General features: G+C 58.7%; 14 protein-coding genes. 7 read left to right on the top strand and 7 right to left on the bottom strand.

The features are described 5' to 3' along the window. Positions 1-88 precede the first annotated feature (88 nt). On the bottom strand, positions 89-589 hold the full coding sequence (locus tag DVK03_RS13020) for a hypothetical protein (RefSeq protein WP_206043019.1): 501 nt from the start codon (positions 587-589) through the stop codon (positions 89-91). Between the two features lie 314 nt (positions 590-903). On the opposite strand from DVK03_RS13020, the gene DVK03_RS13015 reads away from it, so the two are divergent. Both DVK03_RS13015 and DVK03_RS13010 read left to right on the top strand, forming a co-directional pair. After that, on the top strand, positions 904-1,824 hold the full coding sequence (locus DVK03_RS13015) for an NAD-dependent epimerase/dehydratase family protein (RefSeq protein WP_006601183.1): 921 nt from the start codon (positions 904-906) through the stop codon (positions 1,822-1,824). 315 nt (positions 1,825-2,139) lie between these two features. Continuing rightward, the gene (locus tag DVK03_RS13010; RefSeq protein ID WP_115803172.1) at positions 2,140-2,463 is read left to right on the top strand and encodes a hypothetical protein; all 324 of its coding nucleotides are present in this window, start codon (positions 2,140-2,142) and stop codon (positions 2,461-2,463) included. A 283-nt stretch (positions 2,464-2,746) separates the two neighbouring features. Here the strand turns inward: DVK03_RS13010 and DVK03_RS13005 are convergent, their stop codons facing one another. The 3 genes from DVK03_RS13005 to DVK03_RS20275 form a co-directional block, all read right to left on the bottom strand. Continuing rightward, complete coding sequence (locus tag DVK03_RS13005; protein ID WP_115803170.1) at positions 2,747-4,456, bottom strand: NAD(P)/FAD-dependent oxidoreductase; 1,710 nt, start codon at positions 4,454-4,456, stop codon at positions 2,747-2,749. A gap of 103 nt (positions 4,457-4,559) precedes the next feature. Further along, positions 4,560-5,345: a winged helix-turn-helix domain-containing protein gene (locus DVK03_RS13000; RefSeq protein WP_223173911.1), complete on the bottom strand. Its 786-nt coding sequence runs from the start codon at positions 5,343-5,345 to the stop codon at positions 4,560-4,562. Between the two features lie 225 nt (positions 5,346-5,570). Continuing rightward, positions 5,571-5,915, bottom strand: coding sequence for a hypothetical protein (locus DVK03_RS20275; RefSeq protein ID WP_223173912.1), 345 nt, complete (start codon positions 5,913-5,915; stop codon positions 5,571-5,573). A gap of 1,728 nt (positions 5,916-7,643) precedes the next feature. On the opposite strand from DVK03_RS20275, the gene DVK03_RS12990 reads away from it, so the two are divergent. Continuing rightward, a complete protein-coding gene (locus tag DVK03_RS12990) occupies positions 7,644-8,888 on the top strand; it encodes a hypothetical protein (protein ID WP_006601188.1) in 1,245 nt (414 codons plus the stop codon). Positions 8,889-8,903: 15 nt separating this feature from the next. Here the strand turns inward: DVK03_RS12990 and DVK03_RS12985 are convergent, their stop codons facing one another. Beyond that, on the bottom strand, positions 8,904-11,318 hold the full coding sequence (locus DVK03_RS12985; RefSeq protein WP_394337642.1) for a TraM recognition domain-containing protein: 2,415 nt from the start codon (positions 11,316-11,318) through the stop codon (positions 8,904-8,906). Between the two features lie 2,116 nt (positions 11,319-13,434). Between DVK03_RS12985 and DVK03_RS12980 the strand changes: the two genes are divergently transcribed. Beyond that, positions 13,435-14,283, top strand: coding sequence for a DNA-binding protein (locus DVK03_RS12980; RefSeq protein WP_115803166.1), 849 nt, complete (start codon positions 13,435-13,437; stop codon positions 14,281-14,283). A gap of 322 nt (positions 14,284-14,605) precedes the next feature. Here the strand turns inward: DVK03_RS12980 and DVK03_RS20270 are convergent, their stop codons facing one another. Both DVK03_RS20270 and DVK03_RS12970 read right to left on the bottom strand, forming a co-directional pair. Beyond that, a complete protein-coding gene (locus DVK03_RS20270) occupies positions 14,606-14,848 on the bottom strand; it encodes a hypothetical protein (RefSeq protein ID WP_233521789.1) in 243 nt (80 codons plus the stop codon). Further along, positions 14,849-15,463, bottom strand: coding sequence for a winged helix-turn-helix domain-containing protein (locus DVK03_RS12970; RefSeq protein WP_115803164.1), 615 nt, complete (start codon positions 15,461-15,463; stop codon positions 14,849-14,851). It abuts the gene before it with no gap. A 153-nt stretch (positions 15,464-15,616) separates the two neighbouring features. Here DVK03_RS12970 and DVK03_RS12965 point away from each other — a divergent pair, with 153 nt between their 5' ends. The 3 genes from DVK03_RS12965 to DVK03_RS12955 all read left to right on the top strand — a co-directional run bounded on the left by DVK03_RS12965 (position 15,617) and on the right by DVK03_RS12955 (position 18,684). Further along, the gene (locus DVK03_RS12965; RefSeq protein ID WP_115803162.1) at positions 15,617-17,008 is read left to right on the top strand and encodes an ATP-binding protein; all 1,392 of its coding nucleotides are present in this window, start codon (positions 15,617-15,619) and stop codon (positions 17,006-17,008) included. Between the two features lie 189 nt (positions 17,009-17,197). Then, a complete protein-coding gene (locus tag DVK03_RS12960) occupies positions 17,198-18,058 on the top strand; it encodes an ArdC-like ssDNA-binding domain-containing protein (protein ID WP_115803160.1) in 861 nt (286 codons plus the stop codon). Between the two features lie 89 nt (positions 18,059-18,147). Continuing rightward, positions 18,148-18,684, top strand: a complete 537-nt coding sequence (locus DVK03_RS12955; protein WP_233506068.1) for a hypothetical protein — start codon at positions 18,148-18,150, stop codon at positions 18,682-18,684. The last annotated feature ends 343 nt before the right edge of the window (positions 18,685-19,027 follow it).

The raw sequence follows: 19,027 nt of genomic DNA, 5'->3' as shown, positions 1-19,027 counted from the left end.
ACTCCGCTTCGGCGTGAACGACGCCGTGCAGCGACAGTCGCCTGCGGGGAGACGGTTACCCAGTAGAGACTGAATCCCAAGCGGGGATTTACTCCGTTCGCCCGCCGGTCTCTTCTATCGCCTTCGGCCGTAGAACCATTACGAGGCCCAGCATTGCGACAACAATCGCGCTGCCGATGTCCTCGCCAGTGAACACGGTGAGCTCTAAGCCGGCCATCAGTAGTGCGACGACACAGAGGAGCGCGCCGAACCATCTCGTCGACACCGAAATCCACGGTGAGACGATGAACGCAGTAGCGAGCACCCCCAACGCAGCAAACGCCGCGATAGTCCCGCGGTCAGCGAACGCGCTCGGCGCAACAAGCAGTGTGAGACCAGCGACGAGTCCGCCAACGAACAACAACAGCACTCCACTGGCTTGCTCATCGAGCCGATGTGAGACGAACCGATAACCGAACAACAGCGCCAGTATCGTCACCCCACCGAACGCCCGAACCACGTCGGCTGAAGTCGTCGCGTCAACGAGGTTCCGAAGCAGTAGCCCCACGAGAATGAGCGCAATCGCAATCGCTCCGGCGGTCTCTGCCAAATCGAAGTCCCAGCGTGTCCGTCCCACAGTCGAACGAGCGAGAGTGGCTACTTAGTACCGGGAGTGTCGGCCCGCTGGCGTAGCTATGCGGATTTCACCGTCGTACGGACCGGGGCGTACGGTTCACGGTACACAGCAGTACGTCTATCCACGTGCAGTCGGTCCGGCTCTCCTCGCGGAACTGTATCGCTCAAAGCGTGGTGCGGGTCGCGCGGTGACGCAACCGACCCAGCGCCGACGGACACGAGACGAACCCACGCAGATTGCACCACCGCGGGCGATACGTTCTTGTCACTCGGTGAGAGCTTCGGTGTATGGACGGCAAACGAGTCCTCGTTACTGGCGGTGCCGGATTCATCGGCTCGAATCTCGCGAACCATCTCGCCGAAGACAACGACGTGATTGCGATTGACGACCTCTATCTCGGAACGCCCGAGAATCTCGACGACGCCGTGGAGTTCCACGACACGACGGTCCTCGACGACGACCTCCCGACCGAGGGCGTCGACGTGGTATTCCACCTGGCGGCGCTGTCGTCGTACAAGATGCACGAGGAGAACCCGACGAAGGGTGCCCGCGTCAACATCGAAGGCTTCGTCAACACGGTCGAACAGGCTCGCAAGGACGGCTGCGATACCGTGGTGTACGCGACGACATCGTCGATTTACGGGTCGCGAACCGAGCCCTCGCCCGAGGATATGCCCGTCGAGTCCCGGACGGGCTACGAGGCGTCGAAACTGGGCCGCGAGCGCTACGCGGAGTACTTCCACCACCACTACGATATGCAGTTGGCCGGGATGCGCTTTTTCTCGGTGTACCAGGGCTTCGGCGGCGCGGAAGAACACAAAGGGGAGTTCGCGAATACGGTCGCGCAGTTCACCGACAAAATCGCGAACGGCGAGTCGCCGGAGCTGTTCGGCGACGGCACTCAGACCCGCGATTTTACCCACGTCGACGATATCGTCCGCGGGCTGGAGCTCGCGGCTGACGAGCGGTTGCAGGGTATCTACAACCTGGGGACCGGCGAGAGCTACTCGTTCAACGAGATGGTCGAGATGATAAACGAGGTGCTCGGGACGGACGTCGACCCCGTGTACGTCGAAAACCCCTTCGAGGTGTACGTCCACGACACGAAAGCCGACTACTCGAAAATGCACGAAGATACTGGCTGGGAGCCCGAGGTCTCGTTCGAGGAGGGTGTCGAACGAGTCTGTCAGCCGTATCTCGACGGCTAACGCGCACCTCTCGCGGGAGTGTGTTTCGACCGAGGGGTTGCGTTCACTCTCCGACGCGTGGGGTCGACAGTCGAACCCCCTGGACGGGTCACGCGTCATACTGCGGTTGTCGCCCGACACGGCGTCGTCGACGCTTCCGGAGACTGCCCCTCCGAGAACGTGTTCGAGAACGATTGACCTCCGTTTCACTTGGCGTTCGTCATTCGATTGCGCCCCCTATCTCGGCACAGTTCCGACCACACGCTCCCCGAGGGGTCCAACAGAGCCATCGCAGTGTGAAGCACTTTGGCGGTGGAGCCCCTCCGTTCTCGAGCGATGGGTCGAACGGTTTCACTCTCCGGGACGTGGTTCAGCTATCTGCTGTACGCGTTCCAACTGACTGCGCTCGCGTTGATGCTCGTGTTCGTCGTGCCCGCGCTCCAGTACCCGGTCAATCTCTTCTTGGGCGGACTGTTCGCCGCGGTCGTCTTCGCGTCGGGAGTCGCGCTGTGGCGGCGCGCGACCGGACGGGACGAAGGAAGTCGGCTCGGAACCGCCGAAGACATCACCTACGACCCGTTTGCGGACCCCGGGCAGGCCGCCCGCGACCGGTGGGAACGGGCCGTTCGACGGCTTCCCGGTTCGGACGACGAGGAGTGAACTCCCGAAGGTGTGAGGGCGGTCGGTGGCTCACGAACGACCTCCTCCGTCGGTCTGCCGCCTCCACCGAGTGGTACGAACGAACTGCTCAGTACCAGTCCACGAATACGGTCGCATCTCCCACCGAACTGCGGTCGCAACGACGTGCAAGCGTACGGTCTCGGTCGGCGTCAGGTGCGGGCTTGTCACGAGTCGCTCGATAGCCTCCGGCCTCGCGAGCCGCTTGGGTCGGTAGGAAAAAACACGGACCGAGTCAAAGTGACTACCCACCCTAAGCCGATGGCTACGCCATCTCGGGAACGGGGAAGTCGAACAGTTCCGCTCGGAGCTGATCGGGTGATTCGGTCATCCCCCACTGGATGAGTTTGCCCACTAACTCCGGGTCAGAGAAATCGACGTGCCGTGCACGCTCGTCTCCCCAGGCGTAGACATGCTTCGGAAGCCAGTCGGCCCGCCGAAGCTCCGCGAACAACAGTCCGGCTGCCTCGCCAGCACTCGCGTCTCCGTCCCTGTAGACATCCAGTACCTCTGCCATCCGCTGGTGTATCTCGGTCTTCTGCGGGACAAAGGGCGCGCCGTCGCCTGGCGACGACTCCGCGAGGAGCGAGTCGAACTCGGCGGGTCGCCCCGTTGCGAGATAGTTGAAGCAGTGCCGCTGAACGTACAGGTCGTGGAACAGGACCTGCCCCAGCCACATCTGCGTCCACGCGTTCCAGAGCCGGAAGTCACCCATCGACTTGTAAGCGTTGCTGATGACCCGGTCGTTGGTCGCAAGCTGACGGCGGTGCATCTCGTCGATTGGCGCGAAGCGCGCCACCGAGAACTCGCCGTCTTCGAACGCGTCCAAAAGCAGGTTGGTCGACACAAAAACGGATTCGAGGGTGTTCACCAGGCCAACCGCGTACAGCGGGTCGACGAACCCATACGTGTTGTTGGTCAGATAATGGCGGTGTCCCGAGGACTGACTGGCGGTCCGTTGAAGCCTCCCGGTTCGAACCCACGGCCGCACCGGCACCGCTGATTCGAGGTGTCGTTCGATGTCGGGGAACTCGGCGATGATTCGTCGGGCCTCTTGCTCGGCGCTGACCGACTCGTCAACGGGGTACTGCGTTCGGTCGAGGACTACCCCGACGCTCGCCTTGTTCGCCTCCGAGCGCTCGAAGTTGTCGAAGGGGATAATCCACATCCAGCCCCCGTCGAACACGTGGTGGAGCGTCCCGTCGTGGAGGCGGTTGGACTGTCCGGGGCGGGCAGCCTCGTCGAGCACCTCGTCGAACGGGGCGAGCCCTTCGACGTGCGTGAAGATGGCGCGCGAATCCGTCTCCAACGCCGGTGCGTCCTCGCGGTACCCCATCTCCTCGGCGAGGACGGAGTTTCCCCCGGTCCCGTCGACGTAGAACGCCGCCTCGATGTCGCCGCGTCCGGTCGTCACGGTCACCCCGTCGCGGCCGATGTCCACGCCGGTGATTTCGGTCTCGTCGAGGTACTCGACGCCGTACCGCTGGGCGGCCTCAACCAGATACCGGTCGATCTCTGAGCGCAGGAGGTGGCTCTCGCTGTAAAACGGGAGGTCCGGCGGAATCAATTGGTGGCTGTGGTCCGGCGCGACCCTCCGCCCGGGTTCGTGGTAGGCGAAGCCGATGGAGTGTTTGATGCCGCACGACGACGTGACGTTGTCGACGATGTCGTCCGTGTCGCTGAGGTACTGAATCTCCGGGATTCCGTGGTACTCCCCGAGAATCCACATCCACATCGAACTCTGCGGGAGCATCGCCTCGCCGACGGCGAACCGCGGATGCGACCCGGCTTCCAGCATCACCACGTCGAGGCCGTGTTTTCCCAGAATCATCGCCGTGAGAGACGCCGACATCCCGGAACCACCGACAACAACGTCGTAGGAACCCGTCGGTGCTGATTCTACGGCGTCCCAGTTGTCTCGTCGCCTGTGCTGTCGATCGCCGCCGTCCTCCTCGGTCTGCCCTGTCCGTTCCATAATCCGTTCGACGGAAAGCTCAGGATTATAGTCATTCCCTGAGACGGCATCTCAGTTCGTGAGACACAGTTCGATCAGTACACAGATTTCACGCGTAGAGTCGCTACTTCTTGGTGCTCATCTGAGTCACGTTGAGCCTGTCCGCGTCGCGTTTGTAGCGTCGATAGAGGTCGACGGCCCACTTGCGAGCCTCGGGGTCGTCGGTTGTGACCGAAGCAATCGGGAGGGATGTCTCGTCGTCGAAACCGCCGACGATGACAACGTCGTCGATGATACCCATGGTGAACGGCAGTCCGGGGTGAGTGTATAGCGCGGGTGCTTCAGCCGACGCGATGGTGTCGAACGCGTTCTTCGAAGCGTTCCGGTCCGCTTCGAGCGCCAGCGGCGTACAGATAGCCTCGAAGTCCACGTCGTTTCGGGCGTGTTCAATACCCTGTTCTGTGACCTTCGGTGGACACCCTGCGACGACTAGACTCCGCGAGTGCTCGAACGACGCGAAGTGTTCGAGCCACGGTTCGATGGGCGCGTTCGGATTCTGCGGCGTGGCGACGTGGAGGTCGGCGTCGGCGAATAGGTGGACATGACGCGTGAACTCCGGTGCCGAAATCTGAGCGAGGAGGGGTTCTAATCGGCCGGCCGCTGCGACCGACCGCTCGAACCGTGACACGGCATCGGCCACGGCACAGCCCGCTCCGGTCGTCCGGTATCCCGTGGGCGTCTGCTCGAGCAAACTCTCGTCGGTGAGTGAGGATGTCCATCGGTAGGCCGTTGCACGCGAGATGTTAAGTTCGTCTTGGAGCGTCGACCGGTCGAGCGGCCCATCTCGGGTCGCATCCAGCAGCGGTGCTTGGTCCAGTAACTGGTGTGTGTCCGGTTCGTGGTGAGCCATGTCCTCGGAACGGACTTGGAAACCCTAAGTGTACCTCCGGCAAGCGGCTGAAGGTTGCCGCCCCCGCTGACGTCGCTTTCGAACACGTCACCGAATCCACTCGTACAGCTCGAGGAAGCCGAGCGACCACACGAGTCCCCCGATACACCGCTCTGTTTTCACGGTTCGATGTGATCCCGGATAAGTGGTTGGTCGCGCACCTTGATGTGGCCCAACAGCCAAGACTCAGCGAGCATTCGATTTGATTTTCATGTCGAGCTCGTCAATCAACTCCTCAATTCCCGTCGTCATCTTTCGGAGAACCTTCTGTTCCGACCCATAAGTCCAGTTGAAAATCCCGCTCGCTCCCCCACCGACGACGATCTTTAGGAACCAGGTCGTCCTAGTCATCTCTTCGAGGATAATCGTTACCTGCATATTCGAGTTCGTCCGCCAAAATTCGTATTTCTCAATCAGTAACACCGCGAACCCATCTCCTGTGTGAGATTCCTCCGGAGAAAATCGCTCAGTTAGTGCGTCTATGAGGTCCGAAAATTGCCCACCTGTGACAGTATAGTTCACGACTCTCATACCGGTTCATTTCAACGAGGGTACAAAACTTGTGGACTTCATCAGCTCCGCACACTCTTAATTGATCACGCCACGAATTCACGTGAGAGGGAACGCCAGACACGAGAGCACGAACTCAACTGGGCCAGCCCAGCGGACACAAGAAAGAATCGCCGTCTGTCCGAGTGTCGTGGAATCTCAATAGTCGCGCCGCGTGAATTCAGATACCTGTTCCAGCAGTCGTTTGAGCTGCGGGGATTGCCGATACCGGATACACCCGCTTCGTCTGTTGTGTTCGATGACGCCCGCGTTGAGTTTCGGCAGCGAGGTGTGATGTAGACACCGTTCGATTCATGTTTCTTCGTCATCGCCCACTTGGGCTTGTGGTTGAACGCCAATATACCGGGGCGTCCGTTTCTCCATCGGCCACTCATAACGGGAATTCGACTCTCGAGACTGAGCGGGGGCGGGCGGCCTCAGACCCACACACCACCCCGAGGCTAATCGACGCGCTCCCATCCACCGTGGCTGGCAGGTCGTGGCGCTCGGGACGGGTTTGGTGGCTGGGTTGTCGTTGCGGTGAGTTGCAGTCGGTGTGTTGGTGAGTCGGTGGGTTACCATACCTCTGCTTCGATTGGAATACACCCACCGTCTGTCCCGCAACAATAGACTTCACCGAAGCGGTGTGTGGCCGTATCTTCCTCAATGAACAAGCGAGATCGTTCGAACGATCGAAAACCTTCGTGATAACGAGGCATTCGGTGTCTCGAACTACGAGTTCGTCGAGAGCAAGTGCGTTCGATTCGAGAGCGAACACCTGTCATGACACATCTGGGACCGTGGCCTCGTTCAACTCGGACAGACGTACCCAAAGGGACACCACCATCTTCTGAGGCTACTGTGTACAATGGTCCTCGGATGGCACAGGCCACAGTCAACTGGCCTTCCTCGTCAGGGCACAACGACTGGGGCGTAACGCGACGTGGTTCCCACGGGTTAGAACGCGAGCACACCAACATCACAGCGCCACTGCTGGACCGACCTGCCAGCAAAACACGTCCAAAGGTACGTGCAAGCATCTACTGGAAGCCACGTCACCCTCACGCAACCCACTTGGTTCGAAGGGAAGAGAGTTGAAACTAACTGACCGTCCTCGATTTCGTCGCGTCCACGTTTGAGACCACCGTCAGAACCCCCTCTTCAAGTCGAGGCGAACACACCAGTACCACGTCAACGGGTCCCAAAAGCGAGAGTTCGGCGCGTTCGACTCTCTGCTTGGAACGCGACGATGACCAGTACTGAGCAGGCATCAACCACGACCAACGACGCCAACCGAGAATTTGAAAACCGCCCATACACCACCTCTCTGACGTGGTGTACTGGAGAATAGCGGATTCGAGTATACCTGAACACAGGCGGATGGGTGGTGACTTTCGATACAACGGTGGTTCTCCTTCAATACGAATCGCACGTCTGAGCGGCCCTAGACGCCAACACCAAAAGATTCGTTCGAGGTTCATTCCCTCTTGAGGCTGTGGTCCTCGCCTGTATCTACACCCAAGTAAGCCACAACTCACATACACCCATACGGGAAATCGGCGTGGATGTACACCCCTGAAAAATGGGGCTGTAGAGGGTGTATTGACGAATCACTCACTTCCGCCCCAGTGTAGAAATCGAGGGAATCGACCCACCGGTGTAGCAGCACGAAATAGCTATCTATGTGTCCACGAGACCATCGAGTACCCAATGACCCCACCCCTACCCACACGTGATACACTCCCCGATACTCTCCTCGAACGAGACCACTGGGTGGGCTGGCGTAAACAGACACGTGGTGGAGACGAAACGAAGGTGCCTGTCTCGGTGAACGGCGGCTATGCCTCTGCAACCGATGCGGTGACGTGGACGACCTTCGACGAAGCGCTCGCGTATGCAAGGGGTGGCGCGGCAGATGGTGTTGGCTTCGTGTTCAGTACTGACGACCCATATGTCGGTATTGACCTCGACAAATGCCGCACTCGCGAAACGGGCGAGACAGAAGCATGGGCCACAGAGATCATCGACCAGCTTGCGTCGTATACAGAAATCAGTCCGTCAGGGACGGGCTATCACATCATCGTCCGTGGATCATTGCCGCCAGGAGGCAACCGAACAGGGAACCTCGAACTCTACGAACACGCGCGGTTCTTTACGATGACTGGCGACCACGTCGACGAGACGCCCACGACGGTTGCCGACCGAACAGACGAACTCACCGCAATCCACGGTGCGTACTTCGAGACACAACACACCCAGAGTGGCACACAAACATCGAACACCCCGAATATCACTACGACATCGAGCACTGTCGACACGCCAGGAAACGACCTCACCGACGAGGATGTCGTTGAACGGGCATCGAACGCAGCCAACGGGCCGAAGTTCAGCCGACTGTGGAAAGGCGATACGAGTGCGTATGACAGCCACTCAGAAGCCGATATGGCGCTGTGTTCGATCCTCGCATTTTGGACTGGCGGAGACACAGCACAGATTGATCGACTGCTCCGAGACTCTGGACTGTATCGCAAGAAATGGGACGAAACGCATTTCGCCGATGGGTCGACGTACGGCGAAAAGACCATCGAGCGATCGGTTTCGGGGACGTCCGATTTTTATGACCCCTCACAGTGGTCGACCGAAGTCCGTCGGTCATCGTCGCGCACAGACACCACCCGGACTGGACGTGCGGACCACCAGACACCACACGATCCGACGTCGGTCACACCAACCGACAGTACAAAGACAGCCACTCCCCGCGATACCGACACTCTCGAACGGCTCAAAGACCTGCAGAGCCATCTCGAATCGGTACTCGAAGAGAACGAACGACTACACGCGGAGTTAGAAACCGAACGCGAACGGCGACGTGAACTGGAAGCAGCGGTCGCTGCAGGAGACGAGACAGACGAAAGTGATCGTGGGTGGTCGCTATTTGGGTGGTTCAGACGGTAGTCACGTCACCGATCCTCACGAGTGCGAAGCATCTGACTGTAACTCTTGGAGGGTGTGCATCTCGGTGAATCCGGGTTGGTGAATCTGGAACGACGATGGCGGTGAATTCGAACTATAGGTCTTTTCGACGCGTGGGTACCCCTCGTTTGGCTCGTTGAGGGCACGAAGAATCTCATGTGCATCGCTTCGATTCTTCACGACCCACACTGCGGCTTCGGGATCGCACGCAGCCATCTTGTCATAGTCTTCGGGGACCGCAGTCAAGATATCGTGATTCGCTCGTTCAGCTTCAAGTGTGACGACGATGTTTCCATCCTCATCGAGACAGACCGCATCGAGACGCGAGCCTTCGTGTTCGAAGTATGAAACGGCCTCGACAGCCGCGGAGTCATCGTCTTCGACGAACTCTGTTTCGAGATATCGTCGGCCAAGTTCCACCATGACGACGTGGAGACTCGACTCACTGAGATCGCCTCGGCCGTGGCCGTGGGCAATACCTTCGCGGTGGCGAACTGCAATCGCACGGCGGCCTTTTGGGGTGACTGTATAGAGTTTGTGTGGATACGTACAATCGACCGACAGCGACCCACCATCGATGAGTTCTTGAACTTCCTGATATCTGATGCCGGTGTATTCTTGGAGGCGAACCATGCTGTCATACAAAAGGTCGTACTCGAACTCGGGATCGAATCGACGTTGATGTGCAGAGTAGACCGCTTGGAGAAAGCGCAGTTGGGCGTCGGTAAACGCGCTACTGCCGCGTTCGACGGCTGAGAGTTTGAGTGGGAGTTGTGAGATTGGGATTTCGTCGCGGTCGACTGCTTCGAGGCTGTGACAACATTGGATGGCGTTTTTGATGCCTGTGAGTGTTGGGTCGTATCGAGTTGAGCACTCCTCACAGACGACGACGTGAACTTCAGGGTCATACTCGACCATGGGTGGGAGACGCGACGTATACGGCAGCGCGGAGTTGATACGCGCATCGGGAGTTGGCGCATTCCGATCTGGGTATGGGTCTGGTGGTGCGTCTTCGGCTGGCGTGTGTGCGGACGTGGGAGTCGCGCGGTGTGTCGACGCTGCAGAATCATCGAGCGGTGCTGCTTCGCGGTGGCCCAGCGGCGTGTGTGTCTCTTCTGTGGTGGTCCGGCTGCCAATCCCCGAGACGTTGAGACCAGACGCTTGGGCGGTCCGAGCAGTACGCAACTCGAGTGCGGCCGCGTATGCTGTCTCACGAGCGGGCGAAAACGGGTCATCACTTTCTGGGTGGCCAACTGGAAGCGGTGGGCTCTGGAGGACGAACGGCTGTGGCTCTGGTTGTCCAAACTCTGCCGGGAGCGTCGCGAGCCACTGGCCACGGCGAAGCGCGCGGAGTCGATTTTGTACTTCCGTTGCGGGACGGTCGGCTGTTGTAAATCGCCGGCTGAACTCGGGGTCGACTGCGACGTTCCCCGTGATAATCGTCGAGACGTTATTGAGGACTTCACGATAGGCCTCTGGATTGGCCTCTTTGAGTTGTGCAGGAAACTGCATCGCCAAGGTAATCGAGAGGCCGAACGAACGAGACTGGGCAAGGAGATCTGACAAGAGCGATGATGTCGATAACTGCGCAGCTTCTTCGAGATACAGATTCACGAGTGGGTGGTCTGTCTCGTCGTCGCCCTGCTGGGTCCGGCGTCGAAGGGCGGTCCACAACGCCGACAGAAGGACGAGCGTGATGACGCGCTGTGAAGCCGGCCTGAGGCCCCCTGTCTCGATAATAATGACTGCGTCTTCATCGATGAGCCTCCGAAGGTCGAATTCCGGATCGTCGCTATCATCGTCTGGAGTATGATTGAATACCTGTGCAAGTCGGGCATCGATTGGAATCTTCTCGATGCGGTTTGCAACCCCTTGCATGAGCTCGTCGAACGAGCGCTTGGAGTTAGCAGCGACACCAGCGAGCATCGCCTGGAGGTCTTCATCAACGACTGGTGGTGGGTCGCGTGTTTCGTGTAATCTGGCGACGGCCGTCTGGAACTCACGATGGCTAAACGCGTTCGAGCCGTGGATCGGATCAAACATCGCTTTGAGCACGTAGCGAATGATGTCGGGTGACCGAACCGCCTGTTCGAATCTGTCACGACCCATGATACCGATCAGGATATCGATATAGTGGTCGACGACGTCCTCGACGGCGGTCGTGCGGTCGATACCTGCATCGAGTTGATCACGAATGTCGAAAAACGACAGTGCGGGGAGTGTCTCTGTGCAATCGAAATAATAGACATCGTCGAGAGAGCCGTATTTCGCATAATGTGCCTTGAGATAGTCGTCGGCCATCCCGTCGCCTTTGGGGTCGATGAAGATATCAGCGCCATCGGTTGCTGCGTGATTTGCGAGAAGCGCCGCAACGAGAGTCGATGATTTGCCAGAGCCGGTCCGGCCGAACATACCGAGATGGAGTGGCTGGAGTGCGGGCGGCAGTGAGATAGGGACGGCTTCGGCATCGCCGTCGGCCGTCTGTGCATGGCCAAGTGTGAGCCCTGCTGTTCGATACCGCTCAATCCGATCACGCGGTGGGCGTGGCAGACCGTGTTCGTCTGTCGGTGTGGGCGCGAGCCCACGGTGGGCTTCTGTCGGGAGGGTGGCCGCATCGACGAGACACAGCAACGGGAGTTCACACCCATCCATGACGAGTCCACGACTGGCATGGTCGGTCCACGGAAGTCTCGCAGTGAGCTTCGCGTGTTCTGGGTCAACCACGACGCGATTGCGTAGTGATTCGTAGATTGATTTTGCGCGATCGCCGTCGTGTATGCGACCTTCGATTCGGTAGTGGTCGCCATTGAGATGCGAAAACGCAGTCGATACTGGGGTGCAGTCGGGCAGTTGTGCACGCTGGTCGATCGTTGCCGCAACTGCCCGAGCGGTGACTACAAAACTGTGTTGTGCGTCTTTTTCGTCGAGTGCATCCACTCGCGAGCGGACCCTTGGATCAGAGACGTTGTTTTCGGAGTCTGTAGACAAAACCCAGTCCTCGAAGAACCGCTGGAAGGCTGTCTCTCGACCCTGCTTGAGCCGTTGTTTTCTGTCAAGGGCGTGGTGTCGCCAGTCTGGATACGGCCGCACGAGTATCTGGACGGCCATCGGCACGGACGCGTCCGCAAGCGCACTCACCACCGTTGCGAGTGGCAGACGGCTCTGTTTGTCGGTGAACTCGTCGTATCGAGTGAGCGTGGTTTGCCAGTCTTCGCGTCGGTCTGTGACGCCCACGAACTCGACCGCTCGGTATCGTGGTGGTGAATACGATTCAAGAGCCCCATCGTCTGGGTCAGTGGTGGCGTCGGCAGATGAGAGATAACGCAGCGGGTCTGTTGATGAGATCGAAATATCGAACGAATTTGGAACGAGTTCTCGACACCACGCTTCGATCGTCGATGCGAGGGCAGTGTCGACGCTCAGGACGTACTCGATGGGTCCTGTGTCTGACCCATCAGTGACGAGTACCCATTCGAGGGTGGACGGAGTTTGGGTCGACGCTAAGAGGTAGTACAATCGAGTAAACTGTGCGGTGACAGTCGACGGGGTAAACGTATCCGCAGTTGGCGAGAGGTGGATGAAGGCTCGGTCGGTGGTGGACGAAATAATACATTTCACTCTCACTCAGTAGGCATAATCCCTTCTATATCTGTGTTTTCAGAAATAAAACTAGATAGAATTGCATTAATGTTTGATAATTGTGCTGCTACTCGACTTCTCATTGACACCGTCACTGGGTTTGTGACTCAGTTGGCGTCTTTTTCACGCTTGATCGCTTCTCACCCCAACACTGGCGGCTTGGCGAGGTCCCCAACGTAGTCACCCGTCGTTGTTAGCTTTCGTTGCTTTTCGATCGAAATGAGTGTGTCGTGCCACATTGTGAGTGCTATCTCTGGACCCAGGATATCGATGACACCGTCAGTTGAGGAATCCACGAAAGCCCCCGAACGCTCGACGGCCGCGACTCGCTGCGCGCCTCGTTCCTGCGGTGCTTGCGTCGTCGGGGCACGCCGAGCGTCCGGCCCCTTTCAATCCCACCCCTAGGCTGTTGTGTGGCTGACGATGGCTGTCGGTAGCCCGGTGTGGTACGAACGGCACGCCCCACTCGCCGCCCTGTGCCCGCCGTACTCACTCCTCACGTCGTTCGTGACGAGTTGCTCCTTGCAGTCGCACTCGCATCGCTCGCACCCTCCCGGTGCGCCAGCACCAAGCGCGCTGTCGGTCACGACGCCCTCGCTGGCTCGGTCGTCAGACACGAAACCGGCTTGTGTGCTGGCCGCTCGCGGCGGCCAGGCCATCGGGTCGCTCACGATGTTCGCGCCCCGAGTCTCACCTCACTGCGTTCGGTAAGCTGGCGCGCGGTGCTGGGGCTGTGTGTCCGTCGTCGCGCGCACGCCTTCCGCGCCCTACGGGCGCGATGAAGGCGCGAAAGGCGTGCGCAGAGCCAGTTGGGCGAACGAGAGAGCCGCGGCTGGAGAGTCGTGGTGTCGGAAGAAGACGCCGAGTGAGCGCCTTTCAGAGAACTACAATGAGTAGTAAGAAACAGTTCCGTAATGAAGTTTCGCACAGCAATCACCCCTCGACAGTCGACGACGACGTAGTCGATGAGACGCCAGCGCTCCATCCCACAGTTGAACTCGAGATTCAAGCCAAAGTTGACCTGAACAATCCAAAAGCGGTTGGTCGGGGACTGACCCTCGCGGAAGAAGAGCGGCTGGCTGCGCGTGAGTGGGAGATCGAACAGACGCGTGCACGGTGGGACCGGAGACAGACGTCGAGTCGAGAAGCACGGACGGCGACGGCGGTCGAACAGTCGAGTATCGAGGCAACGCGTGAGTTCAAGAAGCGTGCGGGGTGTGTGAATCGGTGGGCCGACCCCGAGGAGTCAGACCCACGTGAGCAACTGACGGCTGAACAGTTGGGCGTTGTGAACAGGGAGGCGGCACGGATGCAGTCGAAACTCGATGCGTGGTCGCGGGCGGCAATCAGCCGGCGTCTGGCCGAGGATGTCGCAGATGGGAACTCGATGATGAGCGCGGTCGTGGGTGTGTTCGAGGAGTTCCAACAGGCACCAGGGCGGGTGATTCCGATTGCAGCGGTCAGTGAGGTCAGTCGTCGTGAAGTGTCAATCGAGGGAACGATTACGCAGTTGTGGGAGTCGTCGAACGCGGCGATTCAGCAGGTGGGCCTCATCGAGGACGAGACGGGACGAACGAAGGTGACTGTCTGGGAGAAATCGAGGCAACCGGCTGTGAGAGAAGGCGAGCGGGTGACGCTGCGGAACGTCGCAAAGAGCTGGTACGGTGGACGCGTGTCGGTGGCTGTGACGGGGTGGTCCGACATCAGCTTCCCAGCGCGCGAGGCGTGGTGGGAATAGCCAGTCATCGCACCCTTCTTTTTTGCTATGTGCCCGGCCGACCCAGACCCCACCTCCCCACCCACCGCTCCGTGCTCGCACCTGCGGTGCTGCGCGCGCAGCCACGACCTCACGACGGATTTTCGGCTGTGTTTAGTGCGTCGAACGAGGCCGTTTCGTACGCTTGACGCCAGAGTTGATGCACCGCTCGTGCAACGAGCATTGGCTCTGTTGTCACGATACAGGACTGCTCTACGTCGTCCGTATTTGCTTCGGGTGGCGTATGAAAGTGCTTCTCTGGTGCCTCCGGTTTGGGACGGTAATCGTAGCGGAACTGTACTCCTCATTCATCGAGACAATGGAAACTGTAGTACTGACGCTGGAACCAGCGAATATCGAACCGACACCACGTCGCCTCGGCAATCTCATCTCGGAAGTGAATCTGTAGCTTCGTTGGGTCAAGGCGACTATCGAATCCGGCATCTTCGACGAGACCATCAGCACGTGTGCAGACTGTGCGAATCTCTTTAAGTGTGACATCATCGATTGAGCCAACAGGGCCCTCAATGTCCGTCTCGTCTGCCATCTATGCAGTCGATTGAGATTCGTCGTCCTGTAGTGCACCCCGGCTGCGGATCGTGTTTTCACGATCGGATAGCCGAGCTGCTGCAGATCGGCTATCATCTGGGTCGAAATCGTAGAGCGTCAGCGCAGCTTGGGCGATCTCAAGGTTCTGCTCAATTTGCTGCCACCGAGTGAGGTCTGCCCACCCGTCAGCACCGGACTCCAATTCCAAGGTCAGCTCGTCGACGGTCGTCGCGTCGTACTGTTCTTGGATCGCTTGACGTTCATCTTTCAGTTCTCGGATTCCCTGTCGAATCTCGTCTTTCGTGTGCTCGCGGTGAATGTCGGCGATCCGCCGCATCGCCAGCATCTGTGGTGCGCGCATGTAGCGAGTGGCATCACCGGCTGAAATTCTTTTAACACGGCCGGTCTCAGCGAGCGCTGAGAGGTGCTTCCGTGCAGTTGGTTCACTCACATGGGCACGTTCAGCAATTTCGCTGGCAGTTTGTGGGTTCGTTGTAACGTCGATTACCTGCCGAATACGTTCGAACGTCGTGGTATCTGCTTTCCAGTCATCAATGACTGTCTCGTTGACGTCACCTTGCCACGGTGTTGTGGGGGAGCCTGCTCCGGTCACTGGTCGTCGTACGAGCGCAGTAAGTAAAATAGATTTGCTGGAAATTAGTAATTTTAGCTGCTTGCGCCCGAATCTAGTTAGTAAAATCACGGTTAGTAAAACCACGATTAAGATAATCAGAACGACTATCATCTACCAAGCCAAACACAGACTATGTCTCGGCCTTCCTTCGTCAACCGCGACGACGAACTCTCGTTTCTTCGATCCCGGTTCGACCGTGATACGGTGGAGTTGCTCGTCATCTATGGCCGGCGGCGGCTTGGAAAGAGTGCGCTCGTCCGTGAAGCAATTCGTGACCGAGACGATGCGGTGTACTGGCAGGCGACCGAAGAGACTCCGGACGTACAGCTCGCAAGCTTCGTTGAGACCGCTCGCGACACGTACCCAGTCATTGACGATATCAAGCGTGACTGGGAGACGATTCTCAAGACGCTTGGACGGCAGGACGCAGTTGTTGTTATCGACGAGTTTCCGTACTTGATCGAATCCGACGATGCAGTTCCCTCGAAGATACAGCGGGTCTGGGACCTCCATCTCGAACAGACGGCGGCGTCGTTGGTACTCGTCGGGTCGTCGATCAGCGTTATGGAAGAGAAAGTGCTCGGAGGCGGGAGCCCGCTGTACGGACGTCGGACCGGAACTATCGACCTCCCACCACTTGCGTTGGCCGACGCACGACAGCTGTACCCCACAGACGACCCAGAGACAACGATTGAGACGTGGAGCGTCTTCGGTGGGACGCCGTACTACCTTCAGGCGCTCACCCCAACGGCATCGCTCGCGGAGAACATCCAGACACACGTCCTCTCCGAACACGGTGTGCTCCACAACGAACCAGAGTTCCTCCTCCGGACAGAGTTTGGGATTCGAGAGCCACAGACCTACTACACAGTCCTCCGCGCGATTGCGACAGGAAAGCGCGAGGCGAGTGAGATTGCTAACTTCGCCGGTATCGATTCGAACGCACTCGGATCGTATCTCGCGAAGCTCCGTCGACTGCGACTGGTCACACGGGATATCCCGGTCACGGCGAATCCCAATGCGACGCGAAAGAGCCGATACCGACTGAATGAACCGCTGTTTCGGTTCTGGTTCCGTTATGTGTACGGTCAAGAAGGGAAGCTCGCCCAGCTCGGTGACAATGCTTTCGAGGAGTTGGTCACACCTTCGTTCTCGGAGTACATGGGCTCGATGTTCGAACTCGTCTGTCAGAATGCGCTCCCGTCGTTAGTTCCCAATACCTACCACGGGATTGGCTATTGGTGGCACAAGCATCATGAACTGGACGTTGTCGGCCTTGCGAGTGACGGCACACTCGTCGCTGGGGAATGCAAGTACACGCAGCGAGAAATGAACGAAGGCGACCTTGCCGACCTAGAGCGGAGCGCTGCGCAGGTCGACTGGACGCCACCGGAGGGTGGTGATCCGGTGTACCACTACTGTTGCTTCGCTCGTTCAGGATTCTCTGACGGCCTGCGAGCGATTGCTGACAAGCGTTCGGATGTCTCTCTGTTCACGCCCAACGATATCGTGGAGTGCGAGTAACCTGCGACTGACGTAGTGGGACCCCTCCGTCACCTCTGTGAGATATGTGTCGGTGGTGAGATTTTGGCTGTTTTGTCACCCCCTGACGGGTGCGGGGCGTACTCAGTGTCCCGCGGGATTTAGATGGCAACGAGAGAACCAACCCAGAGAGAAGCATCGTTTACTGACCAGTCTACTCGCGACGACGAAATGCATCTCGTCGTCGACGAGTGGTTAGCGGACCTCCTTGCCGACGTTGAACAGGCACGAGAAAGCGAGGTGTTCAAAGATTGGTTAGACGTCCAGAGTCGGTTCCACGACTACTCGGCTCGCAATAGCCTCCTCATCGCACTCCAATGCCCGGAGGCGACTCGTGTGGCCGGATACCGAACGTGGCAAGACGACTTCGACAGACAGGTATCGAAAGGGGAGTCGGCAATCTGGATCTGGGCTCCGATCACGGCGAAGACGTGTCCAGTGTGTGGAGAGACGAAAGCCAGACACGACGAGGACTGTGGGAGCGGCGGGGTCCAATACGAGGAGTGGACCACACAACTGCTCAGGTTTAAGCCAGTACCAGTGTTCGACATCTCGCAGACTGATGGCGAGTCCCTTCCAGTGTTGGAAACAGCATCGTACGGTGCGGCTGCTGACTTGGTTGTGTCACTGTGCTCGGCTGCAGACTCGCTTGCACTTTCGGTCAGTCTCGTCCATCCATCAGACTGGGTGCACGGCACTGCACGTGGCATCTGTGAGTACTCCACGCGTGGTCGGCCTCATATTGAGGTTCGAGAACGGCCCAATGACGCTGACATGGCGACGACACTCATCCACGAGTTTGCTCACGGATTGCTGCACGCGGATCAGTCGAATCTGCCTGAACGAGCAAGGCGAGAGGTCGAAGCAGAAGCAGTTGCGTATCTTGTCGGTCGATACGTTGGCCTTGATATGAGTAACTCTGCGTTCTATCTCGCAGCGTGGGCTGGAGAGGATGCAGACTCGGTTTTCGAGCGCCTGAATCGGATTCGGTCGGTTGCGAAGTCGATTCTCGGTGCGATACGAGCGGATTAGTACAACCTCAGTCAGGACCAACGCGATTCTGCGCTTTTTATCGCCCCCTGACGGGTGCGGGGGCACTCAGATGCGCTCGATGAACACAGATGACAGTCTCAAACGACCACGAGCGACGCACAACAACCAGCAGTCCAGCCCACGGTCACGACCTCGTCCGCGTCACCGAATGGGTGCCTGGAAGCGAGCCAACCGATTACGAAATCGAACTCTCTGACCTCGATGGCTACCGGACGATATTTTGGCGCTGCCGGAAGTGTGGCCAAGAGCGGACCCGTCAACGGGAGTTCCGCGAACCCTGCACAGTCATCGATGGACAGACACTCCTCAGTGACGGTGGCTACTCTCTCGACGACTCCCGGACGTGGAAAGCGCTCACCGAAGAGATGGACATTCGGTTCGGTGATGTTGGCCCCATCTATGAGGTTGACTCGTCGAGCGGAAAGACGTACGAGGTTGACGTTGAAGCGGGGACGTGTTCGTGTCCAGATCACCGGAAACGTGGTGCCGAGTGCAAACATCTCCGGCGCGTTCTATTCGAAATCCGGACGCGAGTGCTGCCCCAGCCGACTGGCCGCTTCGCAACGTGCGAGCAGGAGACGAGGCGACTTCGCAATTCAATATAATCGGTGAAAATTAACATTGGGGCTGGGAGTTCCCCCGTAATTCTACTTTTAGCGAGAAATTTTGTCACCCTCGAATGGGTGCGGGGCGGTATGCCTCGCTGATTCGAATGCATACTAGCACAACCCAACGAGTCGGGAGTATCGTCAAGCGGACTGAACAGGGCCACGGACTCGTCGTCGTCACTGAGTGGCGAGCAGCGACCGATACGTCACTGACTGCCCTCGCATTGTTCGACCAAGACCGACGTCGATTCTGGCGGTGTACGGAATGCGGACAGGAACACGCCTCCAGAACGGCGTTCGAGTCGGCGTGTATCACAGACCGGTCGGCCGACACGACTCT

It is taken from the genome of Haloferax sp. Atlit-109R (assembly GCF_003665865.1).
Classification (GTDB): Archaea; Halobacteriota; Halobacteria; order Halobacteriales; family Haloferacaceae; genus Haloferax; species Haloferax volcanii.
Note: the sequence above shows the minus strand (reverse complement) of the source record. Positions and strands in the feature narration are given on the sequence as shown.

Excerpts from the sequence above, each read along its gene's own strand:
- DVK03_RS12985 (WP_394337642.1), bottom strand. The coding sequence starts at position 11,318 with ATGTTCGGCCGGACCGGCTCTGGCAAATCATCGACTCTCGTTGCGGCG.
- DVK03_RS20270 (WP_233521789.1), bottom strand. The coding sequence starts at position 14,848 with ATGGCAGACGAGACGGACATTGAGGGCCCTGTTGGCTCAATCGATGAT.
- DVK03_RS13005 (WP_115803170.1), bottom strand. The coding sequence starts at position 4,456 with ATGGAACGGACAGGGCAGACCGAGGAGGACGGCGGCGATCGACAGCAC.
- DVK03_RS12955 (WP_233506068.1), top strand. The coding sequence starts at position 18,148 with ATGACAGTCTCAAACGACCACGAGCGACGCACAACAACCAGCAGTCCA.
- DVK03_RS12990 (WP_006601188.1), top strand. The coding sequence starts at position 7,644 with ATGACCCCACCCCTACCCACACGTGATACACTCCCCGATACTCTCCTC.
- DVK03_RS12980 (WP_115803166.1), top strand. The coding sequence starts at position 13,435 with ATGAGTAGTAAGAAACAGTTCCGTAATGAAGTTTCGCACAGCAATCAC.
- DVK03_RS13000 (WP_223173911.1), bottom strand. The coding sequence starts at position 5,345 with ATGGCTCACCACGAACCGGACACACACCAGTTACTGGACCAAGCACCG.
- DVK03_RS12960 (WP_115803160.1), top strand. The coding sequence starts at position 17,198 with ATGCATCTCGTCGTCGACGAGTGGTTAGCGGACCTCCTTGCCGACGTT.
- DVK03_RS13010 (WP_115803172.1), top strand. The coding sequence starts at position 2,140 with ATGGGTCGAACGGTTTCACTCTCCGGGACGTGGTTCAGCTATCTGCTG.
- DVK03_RS13015 (WP_006601183.1), top strand. The coding sequence starts at position 904 with ATGGACGGCAAACGAGTCCTCGTTACTGGCGGTGCCGGATTCATCGGC.
- DVK03_RS20275 (WP_223173912.1), bottom strand. The coding sequence starts at position 5,915 with ATGAGAGTCGTGAACTATACTGTCACAGGTGGGCAATTTTCGGACCTC.
- DVK03_RS12965 (WP_115803162.1), top strand. The coding sequence starts at position 15,617 with ATGTCTCGGCCTTCCTTCGTCAACCGCGACGACGAACTCTCGTTTCTT.